At 62.8% G+C, this 14,808-nt stretch carries 12 protein-coding genes; 6 read left to right on the top strand and 6 right to left on the bottom strand.

What is annotated here, in order from left to right; all coding sequences use genetic code 11:
• Positions 1–12: 12 nt before the first annotated feature.
• Both CABTHER_RS09330 and CABTHER_RS09325 read left to right on the top strand, forming a co-directional pair.
• On the top strand, positions 13–606 hold the full coding sequence (locus CABTHER_RS09330) for a DUF1990 family protein (RefSeq protein ID WP_014100385.1): 594 nt from the start codon (positions 13–15) through the stop codon (positions 604–606).
• 43 nt (positions 607–649) lie between these two features.
• Positions 650–2,107, top strand: a complete 1,458-nt coding sequence (locus CABTHER_RS09325; RefSeq protein ID WP_148264010.1) for an alpha/beta hydrolase — start codon at positions 650–652, stop codon at positions 2,105–2,107.
• A 23-nt stretch (positions 2,108–2,130) separates the two neighbouring features.
• Here the strand turns inward: CABTHER_RS09325 and CABTHER_RS09320 are convergent, their stop codons facing one another.
• The 5 genes from CABTHER_RS09320 to CABTHER_RS09300 all read right to left on the bottom strand — a co-directional run bounded on the left by CABTHER_RS09320 (position 2,131) and on the right by CABTHER_RS09300 (position 8,219).
• The gene (locus CABTHER_RS09320) at positions 2,131–3,645 is read right to left on the bottom strand and encodes a phytoene desaturase family protein (RefSeq protein WP_014100383.1); all 1,515 of its coding nucleotides are present in this window, start codon (positions 3,643–3,645) and stop codon (positions 2,131–2,133) included.
• 34 nt (positions 3,646–3,679) lie between these two features.
• The gene (locus tag CABTHER_RS09315; RefSeq protein ID WP_081464886.1) at positions 3,680–4,117 is read right to left on the bottom strand and encodes a MerR family transcriptional regulator; all 438 of its coding nucleotides are present in this window, start codon (positions 4,115–4,117) and stop codon (positions 3,680–3,682) included.
• Positions 4,118–4,140: 23 nt separating this feature from the next.
• Complete coding sequence (locus CABTHER_RS09310; RefSeq protein WP_041569188.1) at positions 4,141–5,082, bottom strand: DnaJ C-terminal domain-containing protein; 942 nt, start codon at positions 5,080–5,082, stop codon at positions 4,141–4,143.
• Between the two features lie 104 nt (positions 5,083–5,186).
• On the bottom strand, positions 5,187–7,088 hold the full coding sequence (gene dnaK, locus CABTHER_RS09305; RefSeq protein WP_014100380.1) for a molecular chaperone DnaK: 1,902 nt from the start codon (positions 7,086–7,088) through the stop codon (positions 5,187–5,189).
• Positions 7,089–7,229: 141 nt separating this feature from the next.
• Positions 7,230–8,219 carry a VWA domain-containing protein gene (locus CABTHER_RS09300; RefSeq protein WP_014100379.1) on the bottom strand — a complete coding sequence of 330 codons (990 nt, stop codon included), beginning with the start codon at positions 8,217–8,219 and terminating at the stop codon, positions 7,230–7,232.
• A 138-nt stretch (positions 8,220–8,357) separates the two neighbouring features.
• Here CABTHER_RS09300 and CABTHER_RS09295 point away from each other — a divergent pair, with 138 nt between their 5' ends.
• Positions 8,358–9,314, top strand: coding sequence for an ROK family protein (locus tag CABTHER_RS09295; RefSeq protein ID WP_041569187.1), 957 nt, complete (start codon positions 8,358–8,360; stop codon positions 9,312–9,314).
• Here the strand turns inward: CABTHER_RS09295 and CABTHER_RS09290 are convergent.
• A complete protein-coding gene (locus tag CABTHER_RS09290; protein ID WP_014100377.1) occupies positions 9,311–10,102 on the bottom strand; it encodes an SseB family protein in 792 nt (263 codons plus the stop codon). The two genes, CABTHER_RS09295 and CABTHER_RS09290, sit on opposite strands and share 4 nt — an antisense overlap.
• A gap of 121 nt (positions 10,103–10,223) precedes the next feature.
• Between CABTHER_RS09290 and CABTHER_RS17800 the strand changes: the two genes are divergently transcribed.
• The 3 genes from CABTHER_RS17800 to CABTHER_RS15900 all read left to right on the top strand — a co-directional run bounded on the left by CABTHER_RS17800 (position 10,224) and on the right by CABTHER_RS15900 (position 14,690).
• Positions 10,224–11,099 (top strand): J domain-containing protein, encoded by an 876-nt coding sequence (locus CABTHER_RS17800; RefSeq protein WP_407060094.1) that lies wholly within the window; start codon positions 10,224–10,226, stop codon positions 11,097–11,099.
• Positions 11,100–11,313: 214 nt separating this feature from the next.
• Positions 11,314–12,354, top strand: a complete 1,041-nt coding sequence (locus CABTHER_RS09280; protein ID WP_014100375.1) for a 6-phosphofructokinase — start codon at positions 11,314–11,316, stop codon at positions 12,352–12,354.
• Positions 12,355–12,449: 95 nt separating this feature from the next.
• Positions 12,450–14,690: a protein kinase domain-containing protein gene (locus CABTHER_RS15900; protein WP_014100374.1), complete on the top strand. Its 2,241-nt coding sequence runs from the start codon at positions 12,450–12,452 to the stop codon at positions 14,688–14,690.
• Positions 14,691–14,808: the final 118 nt, after the last annotated feature.

Raw genomic sequence — 14,808 nt, 5'->3', positions numbered from 1 at the left:
TGAAGGCTGGTGATGTTTCTTTTCACGCCGCCGACAGCAGAGCAGTTGAAAACCTTTCTGGAAAGCCAGGCCCGGCAGCCTCTGACCTACACGGCCGAAGGGGCCACACGCCTGGCGGCCGCCCTGCCGGACGGCTACACGGTTGACCATACGCGCGTTGTGCTTGGCTCTGGTGAAGCCGTCTTCCGGCGGGCCTGCGCCGCCCTGCGCCGGTGGGAGATGTTCAACCTGGGTTGGCTCACCTGTCACCCCTGCGATACACCGATTGAAGTCGGGCAGGTGATGGCGATTGTGCCGTGGCACTTCGGGTTCTGGTCGCTCAATGCCTGCCGGATTGTCTATGTCATTGCCGAGGAACGCCGGTTTGGATTTGGCTACGGAACGCTGCCGGCGCATGTCGAGTCCGGGGAAGAGCGGTTTCTCATCGAGTGGGAGGCTTCCACAGACGCCGTGGCGTATGACATTCTGGCTTTTTCACGTCCGGCGCATCCGCTCACCCAACTGGCGTATCCGGTGGCACGGCTGTTCCAATGGCGCTTCGCTGCCGATTCCGGCCGCGCCATGCGCCGGGCTGTGGCAGCCGGGGAAGGCACACCGGAAAAGTGACGGAGGCGTTTGTGGGCCAAGACCACAGGTGGGATGCCTGGTGATGAAGCAACCAATGCGCGTGATGTTGGGGATGGTGAGTCTGGCGCTGGCCGGGGTCGTACTGGCCGCGCCGTCCGTACAGGGGCCGTCGGGCCCCATCCGTTTTGCTGAAGGACGTTATGAACTGGGCCGGCGCACCCGCGCCCTTGAACGCGCCTGGATGCAGTGCCGCGACCCGGAGCGGCGTGCGGCGGCGATTCCACGGGTTCAGGCCGCCGTGCTGGGCTTTTTTTCGGGCAATACCGGCGCCGTTGCCCAGGTGCTCGATGAAACGGCGGCGGCGTTGGGCAACCAGCCGCTGGAGGCGGCCGACCGCTGGGCCATGTCCTTGTCCGTCACGCCGGCGCGGGCGTTGCTCGACCTGCGGGAAACAGCCTGTGAAGTCGTTATCAACACGCTCTACGAGGTCACTGCGCCGCGTCCCGAACTGGTGCTGCAACTCCGGGTTGGCCGGCAGACGACCAACGTCCGGCTCTCACCTCAAGCTGCTTTGCCGCACCGGGTGCGTGTGGCCTGTGAACCGGCACGGCAGGAAGCGGATACAAGCCTCGACATCGTAGTGGGGACGCCGGACGCACCAGCACGCCGGAGCTGGCGTGTTGGACTCAGCCGGGCGCGCGATCTCGACCGGCGGCTGGCCGCCTTGCAGACCGCCACGGCCGAGTTGACGAAAACACCCCCGCCTGACGCGCTGGATGTGGACATGGCCACGCTCTCCAGCCGGCTGGCGATGCTCAAGTCCATGCGCGAAAGCGCCCCGGCCGAGACCGATGTGCCCGGCGTCCGGCTGTTGCAGGATACCGAAGCCATGGCGCAGCAGCTTCGCGCCAAACCGGCGGCCTCGACCCTCGCTGGGCGACAGGGCGAGCTGTTCCTGAGCGTTCCGACGGCCAAGGGACCCCTTCCGGTACGCGCCCTGGCAGTGCCGGAAGCGCCCGTCGTGGTCGTGGCCTTTCACGGAGCGGGCGGCAGCGAAAACATGTTTTTTGACAGCTACGGCGACGGCGAAATCGTCCGCCTGTGCCGCGCGCGGCGCTGGGCGCTGATTTGCCCACGGGTGACGAGTCCGCTGGATGACTACAGTCCGGTCATCGAGCGGCTGCCGGCACTGGTGGCCCCCAGGGCGACGCGCCTGTTCATTGTCGGCCACTCGCTCGGCGCGGCAACGACGTTGGCGGTGGCCGCCAGGTACGCCGACCGCCTGGCCGGTATTGCACCCATTTCCGGCCGTGCCCTTGGCAGCCTGTCCGCCCTCAAAGCCGTGCCGGCCTTTGTTTCTGCCGGGACAAAGGACTTCTCACGTCCGGGTTCGGAGCAGCTTGCCGAACGTCTCCGGGCGCAGGGAACACCCACAACGTTCAAGCTCTACGAAGCCGAACACCTGCTCGTCGTGCCCGACGCGCTGCCGGATATTTTTGCCTGGATGGATGCGCTGGTGCGCGGTCAGAACCGAAGCTGACTCCGGGCGAAGGCGGCTTCGGCTCAGGCCGTTGCGGACGGCAGTCCGAAGTCTTCAGCCACAGCCGCGGCCGCCAGCTTGCCCGACAGCAGGACCAGCGGAATCCCGCCGCCGGGATGCGTTCCGCCACCGGCAAAGTAGAGTCCCCGGACTTCCTGTGCCCGAATCGGCGGACGCCAGAAGGCATTGCGCAGGCTGTTGGAGGACAGCCCGTAAATGGCGCCGCGATGGGCGTTGAACCAGCCGGCAAACCGCTTGGGTGTGAGCCTTTCTTCGACCACGATGCTTTCCGAAAGCCCGGTCAGTCCCAGAGCTTCCAGCCGCGCCACAATGTGGTGCCGGTATTCGGAGGCAATGTCGTCCCAGTCATAAGCTTCACAGACGGCCGGGGCATTGACCATGACGAACAGGTTTTCGCCTCCGGGCGGGGCCTGGGTTGGGTCCGTACGGCTTGTGGCGCAGACGTAAATCGTCGGGTCCCGGGGCGGCGTCAGGGTGTCGAAAATTTCGCTGAACTCCCTGGGATAGTCGCCCGAAAAGAAGATGTTGTGGTGGGCCAGCGTGTCAAAACGGCGGCGCGTACCGAGCAGCAGGATGAAGCCCGAACAGGATGGTTCGATGCGCGCCAGCCGCCGGTCATCGTAGGTGCGCCGCCGCAGTCCGGGAAGCAGTCTGGCGTAGGTGTAGAGCGAGTCGGCATTCGATACTACGACCTCGGCCGCCAGCAAGGTGTTGTCTTCAAGGCGTACCCCCTGGACGCGCCCGCCTTCCACGACGATTTCGGCCACGGGGGCATTCGTCTGGATGGTGACGCCCCGCGCCGCCGCCACCTGAAGCAGGGCTTCAGCAATGCGGTACAGCCCGCCGGCGACGTACCACGCACCGAAGGCAAACTCAACGTAGGGAATCAGGCAAAACGTCGCCTGCGCCCGGTAGGGCGAGGAGCCGTTGTAGGTGGCATAACGGTTGAACAACTGCCGCAGGTAGGGGCTGGAAAAGAATTCCGTCGTGCGGTCGGCAACGGTTTTGAGCGTGGCCAGGCGTGGCAGTTGCCGCAGAAGCTGGCGGTCAAGGCGTTGCCAGAGCTGGCGCCAGTTCCGAAAGTCACTGAACAGAAACACCGGTGCCGTGGCCGTGTAGAGGTCAGCGCCGTAGCTCAGGAAGCGAAAAAAAGCGGCTTCATCTTCCGGGGCGATGCGGCGCAGCGCCGCGACCGTTTTGGAGAGATCGGCCGAAAGATCGAGCTGTGCCCCATCGGGCCAGCGGTAGCGGCAAATCGGGTCAAGTGGCTGAAGCGTGAGGTAATCGTCAAGACATGCGCCAGCGACGGCAAAGGTGTCGCGGAGGATGTCCGGCATCGTGACGAGTGAGGGGCCCGTATCGAACGTGTAGCCATCCGCCACGATGCGGTTGAGCTTGCCGCCCACCGTCGGATTTTTTTCCAGGAGTGTCACCTGAAAGCCGTTGGCGGCAAGGTGCAGCGCTGCTGACAGGCCACCGAGTCCGGCGCCGACGATGATGACACGCTTGGCCTTCATGAAGGCTGCTCCACGGATGCGGCTTCAGTCCTGACTACGGCTGTCTGTGGTGCACTGTGTCCACAACGTGGACGGTCGTGTGCCTTTCCGACATGATGGGTTCAATCTGCACCAAGGACATGGGCGGCATGCGTACCAGAGCGTGGGCGGCATGGTCGGCCATGTGTTCGCGGATGTAGTCGAGCAAAGCCATCATATTCTGGTGCATTTCCTGCATCCGGTCGCGCATCCCCAGAATGACCTGAACGCCAGCCAGATTGACGCCCATCTCGCGGGTGAGATTGAGAATGCACTTGAGGCGTTCGAGGTCGGCATCGGTGTAATAACGGGTGTTGCGCGCCGAGCGCGAGGGGACAAGCAGGCCTTCCCGCTCGTACATGCGGAGCGTCTGTTCATGGATGCCAAAGGTTTCAGCGACGACGCCAATCGAGTATCGGCGTGTTTTGGTCTGCTTCCGGCCGCGTGTCGTCATGGCTTTGTCCTGCACAGGTGACGTCACTCGACGCCGAGTGACTTGCGTGGGTTTTCCGGGTTCAGGCGCTCGTACTGGCGCAACAGTTCCTTGGTTTCTTCGCTGATGACTGACGGCAAGACGATTTTGACTTCCACAAACTGGTCGCCGCGCTGTCCGGGGCTGCGCAGCACCGGGAAGCCCTTTTCGCGGAGGCGGAACTTCTGCCCGGATTGTGTTCCGGGTGGAATGCGCAACTGCGCCTTGCCCCCGACCGTCGGAACTTCGATTCTGGCGCCCAGCGCCGCTTCCGGCACGGTAATCGGCACGGTGCAGTAAATGTTGTCGCCCTTGCGCGTGAAAAAGGGATGTGACCCGACGTTGGTCACCAGGTAGAGGTCGCCGGGCGGCCCACCATTGACGCCGGGATAGCCTTTGCCGGCAATACGCACCTTGGAGCCGTTGTCCACACCGGCCGGAATACGGGCTGTGATGGTTTCAGCCGGTCGCCCGGCCATCGGCGGCAATGTGACCTTGACCGTGGCGCCCTCCATGGCCTGCTCGAAGGTAATGGAGACCGGCTGTTCGATGTCACGTCCGGCCTGCGGGAAGGGACTCCGGCCGGTGGCACGGCCGCCACCAAACATCTCGGCGAAAATGTCCCGGAATGAGGTGCCGCCAGCAGCACCGCCAAAGTCAAACGTCGAAAAGTCAAAGGGGATGCCGCTTCCGGTGGCTCCGCGTTTGGCGGCTTCGGCATGGGCTTCGGTGTACACGCCGAAGCGATCATACACCTTGCGCTTTTCTTCGTCGCCGAGCACGTCGAATGCTTCGGAAATGCTTTTGAACTTCTCCTCGGCGGCCTTGTCCCCCGGATTGACATCCGGGTGATACTTGCGCGCCAGCCGACGGTAAGCCTTCTTGATTTCTTCAGCCGAGGCCGTTCTGGGAACGCCGAGCGTCGCGTAATAGTCCTGCTTCGCCATGGTCGCCTCCGTGACCACATGTGAAGAACCGGGCCGTTACGCCGGAGCCATCACGTCCCCTATGCCCGTTCTGGCACAAGGAGATAGCCCCGGCGTGCAGGTCCCTAGCGTTTGTCATCCACGTCCACGTATTCCGCGTCAATCACGTTGTCATCGCCCTTGCCGGATTCCGTCCCGCTGGTGCCAGCACCGGCCGCACGGCTACCGGCCACATCCTTGTACATAGCTTCCGAAACCTTGTACGTCGCTTTGGTCAGGCGGTCGTACAGGCTGTTGAGTTCGGAAAGCGATGCAGTTTCGAGCTTCGATTTGGCCTCGGACAGAACCCCCTCGATTTCGGAGAGCGTCGCCGCTGCGATCTTCTCGCGGTTTTCGGCAATAAGCTTCTCGGTGGAGTAGATCAGGGAGTCGAGCTTGTTCTTGGCTTCAATGCGTTCACGCAGCTCGCGGTCCTTGGCGGCGTTGGCTTCGGCTTCGCGCACCATGCGGTCAATGTCTTCCTTGCTCAGACCCGAACCGGAGGTGACGGTAATCTTCTGTTCGCGGCCCGTCCCAAGGTCTTTGGCTGTGACGTTGACGATGCCGTTGGCGTCAATGTCGAAGGTGACTTCGATCTGCGGCACGCCACGCGGCGCCGGTGGGATGTCCACGAGACGGAACATGCCGAGCGTCCGGTTGTCGCGCGCCATGGGACGCTCACCCTGGAGAACGTGGATTTCGACCGAGGTCTGGTTGTCGCTGGCCGTGGAGAAGATTTCGCTCTTGCGCGTCGGGATCGTCGTGTTGCGCGGAATCATGACGGTGTTGACGCCGCCAAGCGTTTCGATCCCCAGGCTGAGCGGTGTGACATCGAGCAGGAGCAGGTCCTTGACATCACCGGCCAGCACCCCGGCCTGGACTGCCGCCCCGATGGCCACGACCTCATCCGGGTTGACCGAACGGTTCGGCTCCTTGCCGAAGAACTCCTTGACCATCTGCTGCACTTTGGGAATGCGCGTCGAACCGCCGACCAGAATCACCTCGTCAATTTGGGAGGGCTTCAGACCGGCGTCTTCGAGCGCCTTGCGGCAGGGTTCAAGCGTCTTCTGGAGAATATGGTCAACGAGTTGCTCGAACTTCGCCCGCGTCAGCTTCATCACCAGGTGCTTGGGCCCGGAGGCGTCCGCCGTGATGAAGGGCAGGTTGATTTCGGTCTCCATCGCCGACGACAGCTCAATCTTGGCCTTTTCGGCGGCTTCCTTCAGCCGCTGGAGCGCCATCTTGTCGGTCGTCAAATCAATGCCCTGGTCTTTCTTGAACTCGCTGACGATCCAGTTGATCAGGCATTCGTCCACGTCGTCGCCGCCCAAGTGCGTGTCACCGTTCGTGGACTTGACTTCGACTACGCCTTCGCCGACTTCGAGAATGGAGATGTCGAACGTGCCGCCGCCGAAGTCAAAGACGGCAATGGTTTCGTCTTTCTTCTTGTCCAGCCCGTAGGCCAGCGCCGCTGCCGTCGGCTCGTTAACGATGCGTTTGACTTCAAGACCGGCAATCTTGCCGGCATCCTTGGTGGCCTGACGCTGAGCATCGTTGAAGTACGCCGGGACGGTAATCACCGCCTCGGTGACGGGCTGCCCCAGGTAGTCTTCCGCCGCCGTTTTGAGCTTCTGCAACACCATGGCGGAAATCTCCGGCGGCGCCCACTCCTTCCCGCCGCCGACCAGGCGCACATCGCCGTTCGGGCCTTCAATGACCTTGTACGGCACCTGCTTGATTTCGCCCTTGACCTCGTTGAAACGCCGGCCGATGAAGCGTTTGACGGAGTAAAACGTGTTTTCGGGATTGGTGACCGCCTGACGTTTGGCGACCTGTCCCACCAGGCGGCTTCCGTCTTTGGTAAAGGCCACCACAGAAGGTGTCGTCCGTGACCCTTCAGAGTTTGTGATAACGACCGGCTCGCCGCCTTCCATCACGGCGACCACTGAGTTGGTCGTTCCCAAGTCGATGCCTATGATTTTGCCCATGGCTTTCCTGTTGCACTCCACACAATCGTTGAAATCAGGCTCACCAAACGCCGCTGGAGGGCGCTGTGACGCTCACCGGCCGGCGTTGGACGTGTCCTGTACAGAACTATAAGATTTGAGTGTGGTGTTGTCAACTTTTTCTTATTTCAGGATTGTGGATGCCGGCGGTTGGCTCTTCTTGGTGCGCAGCACCACCTGCTCACTGGCTGCCACCAGGAACAGCCGCCGGGCCGTGGTGCTGTTCACGCCTTGCGGACGGTAGCGCAGGCGAAACCAGCGCCGCCGTACTTCATCGGTCAGCACCGCCGCTGCCTGGGTTTCGTCCAGCTTGAAGCTGCGCCCGCCCGTCTCCTCGGTCAGCCGCCGGAGGGCTTCGGCCGGCTTGGGGCCGAGCCGTTTGGCGCGGGGCGCACCGTACGTCCGGTCTGGTGCCTGGAGGGCATACACCACCACGTCTGCCGACTGGAGCGCTGCCAGCGCCGCGTCAAATGAGGTTTGGGAGCTTTCGTCGTAGCCGTCTGACAGCAGGACAATGACGCGCTTGCTGACGGTCGTCGCCGGGCGGAAGACATCTTCGGTTACAGCCAGAAGCGCATCGTAAAGGTGTGGTACGGAGCTTTTGCGGAAGAGCTTGGCCCCGGCAACGAGCTGCGCTGCGTCGTCCGTCAGATCGCACAGGATTTCCGGCGCTTTGGCGTAGCCGACAAGCATCAGCCGGTCGCCGGTAAAGAGTTCCCGGATGAGCGAACGTGCCTTCTGCTCCATATCGCCGACTTCGACCTGAAACGTGGCCGAGTTATCGGCCAGAAAGACGATTGTGGCCGCCGATGGATCCGGCTCGATGCTTTCGATGACCTGCTCCACCCCGGCGTCATACAGGGTCAGATCGGTTGTTGTCAGGCGGGTCGGCGGGGCTTCCGGTGTGGGCACCTGGGCGATGACTGTGAGCGAGAGGTACGGTACTGGGCTGTCTCCAACCCGCCCGGATTGCCCCCAGACAGGCTGGCAGGCATCCCGGCCCAGCCCCAGTCCGCACAGCAACCCCAGGCCAGCCCGCAGCAGGAATGCGCGCCGGGGCAGCCTTTCCGGCCGGATGCCGGAGCATAGCGTCAGGCGGTTTGACAGTCTCACAGGCAGGGATTCCAAGGTCGGTGTGGACTTTCGGGATTGATGTGGCCGGCCCGGCCGTTTGCTATGCTGGGTATCCGATGTCGGCACGTGCCGCGTCGGATGTCCCCAACTCCTTTTGGCGTAGGCAATACTAGCACCATGGTACACACATCAGACGCGACAGACGGGCGCTTGTGGATTGGGATAGAGTGCGCGGCCACGTTTCTCCGGGGCATTGTCTGTGAAGCGAGCGGGGAAGTCATCACGCAGCGTCAGCGACCGCTGACCGGGCATGCGCCAGCGGAAGCTGTGGCTGCCGTGCGTGCCCTTGTCGCCGAACTGGCGGCGACTGAGTCCGATCCGGCGTTGTTTGGCGGTGTCGGACTGGCGTTGCCGGGCAATCTCAACCGGGCGACCGACCGGTGCGAATCGAACACGCTCTGGTCGTCCGTGGTCCTGGATGAGCTTCGGCCGTGCGGTGCCCTGGGAACGGCCCGTCTGGTCTCGCGGGCGACAGCCGCTCTGCTCGGCGAATACCGGTGCGGCGTGGCCCAGGGCTGCCAGACAGTGGTCTATGTTGAAGTCGGACCGGAACTTTCGGCGGCCATGCTCCACGCCGGGCAGCTCTGGACAGGAGCAACGGGGATTGCCGGTGCCATTGGTTACGATTCGGTGGACGTGGACGGCGACCTCACCCTGCAGGAACGGGTCGGCAGCGAAGGGCTGATTCGGCGGGCCAAAGAGCGGATGTACCGTGATCGTACTTCTTCGCTCTCCCGGCGCGGCATCCCACGGGACCGGGAAATTGGCCTTGAGGACCTGCTCACCATGGCACGCTTGGGGGATGAGCTGGCACAGGTCATCATTGCCCGCGCCGGAGTTCACCTGGGCATAGCGGCAGCACGCCTTATCAACCTGCTCAATCCTGAGCTGCTCATCATTGGGGGCGACCTGGTTTCCGCTGGCGAGGTTCTGCTGGCTCCAATCCGTGCGGAAGTCGAGCGCCGGACAGCACCTTCGGCGCTGGCCGTGTGTCGTTTGCTGCCGGCCACGGTGGGCGCGGCGGTGGGGGCTGCCCAAGCCGCCCGTCAGGAGGCGTTGTCCACGGCAGCCTAGTGGTCACCTGGTTGTGACTGGCGGGCGGGTCCGTTGTCCGGTGTGAGAACATAGTCCGCCAGCCGTCTGCCAAAGGCGCGGGGTGGTATCGGGCCGCTGCAGTTGAACACCAGTCCGTCAAGGTTCAGTGCCTGGAGTTGTCCGAAAAGTTGCCTGCCGTTGACCCGTACCGGAATTGGCTCAAAGTCGGCCGTAGCGAGCACCTGGTCAAAGAACGCCGCCAGGGTGTCCTCGGCGGTGAAGACGGCGGCAAGCAGACGGCCGTCGGCGTCAGGGGCCAGCACCAACTGGGCGGTGTCGGGGCCGGTTCGCTTCAGGACAATCACATAAGCATCATAGTCGCGCAGCAACCCGATGGGGGTCTCTCCCGTGTCAATCGTTTCCAGGGCGCTTTCGAGTTCCACAATCCGGGCCCACTGGCGCAGGAGCGGGAGATGCTGCTGCTGGTAGTGAACGCCTTCAGGCAAGCCGGGATTGATTTCGACACCGGCCAGGGTGTCCTCAAGAGCGCCAAAGAGGTTGGCACCGTCCGTGACGACGCACTGTTGACCGGGAACCCCACCGCCCTGTTCAGCCCAGGCTTCGACGGCAGCCAGGTCGGTAAACACCTTGACCCAGCGCGCTCCGGCGGCATCCACAAAGGTCATCACGGCCGCTTCACCCTCGGAGCTGGCGTACACCGGCACGTGCCAGTCGGGATGCGCCATAAGGCTGCGGAACAGCGTTGCAGACGACAACCGTCCGGCCAGGTGCTCACACACAGCCGTTCGGGCATCAGGCAGAGACATAGGGCAGGTTCTCCCCGGATAATGGGTTTTGGCGTCCGGCAGGCGTAAGGGCCGGTGACGGGTACATCTTCAGTGTACTGGATGGTTGGAAAAAGGCGAAACGGCCGGGTGGAAAACCGTGATGCGTGCCAGGTGCAAAGCTGTCGGCCGATGCCATCCGGTTGCGCTAGGATTCGCCCGTATCGAACCCAAAATTCACCTGTGGCTCGCATGTGGCGTTATGGGGGACTTCTACGCAACCCTGGGCGTGTCCCGTGAGGCTTCGCCGGATGAAATCCGGTCTGCTTTTCGCCGGCTGGCGCGGTTGTATCATCCCGACGTAAGCCAGTTGCCGGATGCGGCCGCGCGCTTTGCGGACATCACGGCGGCCTACCGGGTGCTGGGCAACCCGGAGTTGCGGGCGCGGTATGACCGGGGCGAGTCGGTGGCGCCGCCTCCGCCACATCCGCGTGAAAGCCGGCGGCGGCGGGCGGCGCGGGCGCGGGCCTACAAGATTCGCATCGAAAGCATCATCAATGACATGCTCGAAGCCGAGCGCCGGGAGGCTGCGTTTCGGGCGGAAGCCGTGCTGTTTGTCGTCGTGGGCTGGTTTTCCACGCTGGCGGCCACGGCCGTTCAGCCCTCCCTGCTGTTGGGGCCGGATGATCTTTTTGTACGACTCATCCTGTGGGGTGCGTGCCTGTTCAGTCTGTGGTTTCTGGGACGGCGGCTGTGGGTGATGCTGGAGCATTACACCTACCGGCAGACCCTGCTTTCCGTGACTGCGCCCTCCGTCCCGGCGCAGCCCTTCAGCCGCAGTGCCGTCGTTGGTCTGCTTCTGGCCGGTTACGCTTCGGCGCTGGTGATGGGGTACTGGCTGGGGACGCTGGTCAACCGGCGTCCAAACGCGCCGTTCCCGGTGTTTGATGCCATCCACGACGGGCTGCTGTTTCCGCCGATCACGCTGTTGCTGCTCAGCACCCTGCACCGTTGGGAACAGGCGCTGCGCCGCATCTGATGGTGCTGTGGGGCAATGGTTGGCCGCACCGGCTGCCGACGGGTGTGTGACCGTCCCTGGACGGCCGTGGCATGGGATCAAATGTGCGAAATGTCACGCTGGTGAAACGAAATGCCCCTCGTGCTTTGCTATAGTGACGGCGTGTGTGGCGGGATGCCGGCCTGGGTGTCCTCTGCGCCTGGCAACTTCGGGATGAACAGGGAAAGGGAGCGTCATGGAAGTTCGTACGTTGGGTGTATTGACCGGTGGTGGGGATGCCCCCGGACTCAATGCCGCGCTGCGTGCCGTTGTCCGTCGCGCCATGCAGTACGGGATACGGGTGCTGGGCATTCATCAGGGATGGAACGGTCTCATTCACGGGAGGGTTGAGCCGCTGACCCGGTATTCCATTTCGGGCATCCTGCCCCGGGGCGGGACGATTCTCGGCACGTCGCGGGTTAATCCCCTGGAAACTGACGAGGTCGCCGAACGGATACGCGCCAACTGGCGCAAGTACGAACTCGATGCGCTGGTGGTTATCGGCGGCGAAGGCACCCTCAGCGCTGCGCTGGAGATGCACCGCCGGTATGGGTATCCGATTGTTGGCGTACCAAAGACGATTGACAACGATCTGTGCGGGACGGACATGACCTTCGGTTTCGATACAGCGCTGTCCGTGGCGACCGAGGCCATTGACCGGCTGCACACCACGGCGGAATCCCACGACCGCGTCATGGTAGTTGAAGTCATGGGACGCCATGCCGGATGGATTGCGGCCGGGGCCGGGATTGCTGGCGGCGCCGACATCATCCTCGTCCCGGAGCATCCGTTTCGGATCAGCGAGGTGTGCCAGATTCTCAATCACCGGAAGTCGCTGGGGCGGTTTTTTTCCATCATCGTTGTGGCCGAGGATGCCCATCCGCATCCCGACGAGGACTTTCTCACGCCCGAAGAAAAGGAACGTGTCTTTCAGCACACCCGCCTGGGAGGCATCGGGCACCTGCTGGCGCGGAAGATTGAGGAACTGACAGGCATCGAAACGCGGGTGACGGTGCTGGGCTACACGCAGCGTGGCGGTGTGCCGACGGCTTATGACCGTTTGCTGGCAACCCGGTTGGGTGTCAAGGCCGTGGACATGGTGCGCGCCAGCGAGTTTGGCTGTATGGCGGCGCTTCAGGGCATGCGTATGGTTTCCGTGCCGATTGAACAGGCCGTTTCCTGCATCAAACGTCTGGATGATGAACTGTATGAGACAGCACGTGTCTTCTTCGGGTAAACTTCGTGCCTGATCTGTAGATGCAGCCGGGTGGTCGGGTGTCGCGCCCGTGCCATCCGTGAGCACGATGTTTTCAGGCGAGGCCCCGACGACCGATGAAACGCTGCCCAACCTGTGGGACCGAGTACCCGGACAATGCCCAGTTTTGTCCACACGATGGCGCAACTCTGGTTTCAGTGACGGCTGCCCCGGATGATCCCTTCATTGGGCAGGTGTTGGCCGGGCGGTATGAAATTCTGTCCAAGCTGGGCGAAGGCGGCATGGGGAGCGTCTATGCAGCGCGTCATCGCACCCTGGGGCGGATTGATGCCGTGAAAGTCCTGCGCCCGGAGGCGGCCGGTACCGATGCCGGACGCCGTTTTTTGCGTGAGGCCAAGCTGGCGGCCAGCATCAACCATCCGAACGCCGTCGTCATCCACGATTTTGGACAGACGGAATCCGGCGTGACGTTCCTGGCGATGGAATACATCCAGGGACAGTCGCTGACGAAGCTGCTGCAGCGGGAAGGACCTCTTCCGCTGGCGCGGGTGGTGAACATCATCCGCCAGGTGGCTTCGGCTCTGGATGCGGCCCATCACTTGGGCGTCATTCACCGTGATCTCAAGCCCGACAACATCATGGTCATGGAAGGCGACCGGGTGAAGGTCGTGGACTTTGGGATTGCCAAGGCCGTTGGCGGACAGGAAAGCGTTGTGCCGATGACCCAGGTCGGCTTTGTGGTCGGGACGCCGCACTACATGTCGCCCGAGCAGGTGATGGGCAGCCCGCTGGACGCCCGTTCGGATGTGTATTCTCTGGCGCTTGTCGCCTACGAAATGCTGACCGGCGCCCGGGCCTTTGCCGGGGATTCGATGCAGGCCCAGATGGTCGCCCGGCTGTCGGAGCCGCCCCGTCCGATGTCCGTCGCCGCTCCCCAAGTGACTGTTCCGGCCGTTATTGAGGAGGTTGTGAGGCAGGCACTGGCACGCCAGCCGGCCGAGCGGCCGGCTTCGGCCGGAGCCTTTGCCGCCGAACTTGAAAAGGCATTACTGGTTGCGGAGAACGCTCAAGCGGTCGCTGCTTCACGGGCAGGTAGTGTCCAAACCCGGCAGCAGGAAGGAAAGGCTTCAACCGCCAGTGCGTCGTCGCCAGTGACAGCACAGCCATCCTCGCGTGACGAACAACTCCGTTCGCCGGCCGCCCTTGGTGCTTCACCTGCACCGCTGCCGACTGTCGTGCAGCACCCGCCATCTTCGCCGCCACTGACACCACACCCATACTCTGGCGCAGGCTTTTATCCACCTGCAACTCCCGGTTCAGCACCGGGTTTGCCGTCCACGCCAGCCACAGTCCTACAACCGGGTTCGCTCCCCCCGCCGGTAGCACCAGTGGCTTCTGCCCCGCTGCCGTCGGCGCTGCTGTCTGCCTCCCCCGCTTCTGTTCCGGCATCTGGCAAGGCAAAGACCAATATCTGGCTCATTGTTGGACTGGTGGCCGCAGCAGGGGGTGTGTTGTTGACGCTGGTCATTGTTGCCGTCTTTTTGGCGTACGTGAGCACAAGCTCGTCAGAGCCGGGCACGGAGCCGGTCAGTGGAGCCCCGGCACCGCGTCAAAAGGGCCGGCAGCCTGACAAAGCATTGGTGTCCATCCTGGAACAATCCCGTGCGTTGCGGGAAAGTGGGGACTATGAGTCGGCGCTGCACGTGGTGGACGAAGCCCTGGCGGTAAGTCCGACCTCCCCCGAACTGCGCATCGAGAAGGCAGAAATCCTGTTTGAGCAGGAACACTTCGTAGAATCAGAAGACCTCGTTTATGGAGTGCTGCGCTCCCACCCGGACTATGGGCCGGCTTACCAAAACTTAGGCGTATTGCAGTACCGCCAGAGAAAGCTGGCAGAAGCCATTGCCAGCCTGAAACGCTGCCTGGAACTTGATCCTGAACCGGAGTATGCCAGCTACGCCCATGCTGGCCTGGCACAAATCTACGCTGAACAGTACTTTTCCGACAAACGCAGGTTTGCGGCGCGGTCAAACGAAGCTGAAATGGAAGCACGGTGGGCGTTATCCACGGCAACCCGGAAAAGTCTGGAAGTGTATCCCCGGCTCACCTTGGCGACCTTGCTGATTGACCGGCAACAGTACGCCCTGGCGCGGGAACAGGTGGCGAAGCTGTTGCGGGACAATGCCTTCAGGAAGGATCAGGCACGGGCATTGGCTTACTATCAACTGGCTGTGGTGGCTTTCTCAGAGCGGAAGTACGACGAAGCTGCCGAAGCCGCCGAATACGCGGCTCAGCTCGACCCACAGACTGAAGATTATCGAAAGCTGGCAGAGAACCTCCGCCAGTACCGGCGCTGAGGTTCTGTTGGGGCAACCTCTCTGAAACAATCTGGCCTTTCGGACGCAACAACCCCGGCCCAGCTCCGATAACCTGAGCAAATACGACATACCGACTTCCCCCTGGTCAAGTTCCAGG

The sequence above is a fragment of the Chloracidobacterium thermophilum B genome, from assembly GCF_000226295.1.
In the GTDB taxonomy this organism is placed as follows: Bacteria; Acidobacteriota; Blastocatellia; order Chloracidobacteriales; family Chloracidobacteriaceae; genus Chloracidobacterium; species Chloracidobacterium thermophilum.
Note: the sequence above shows the minus strand (reverse complement) of the source record. Positions and strands in the feature narration are given on the sequence as shown.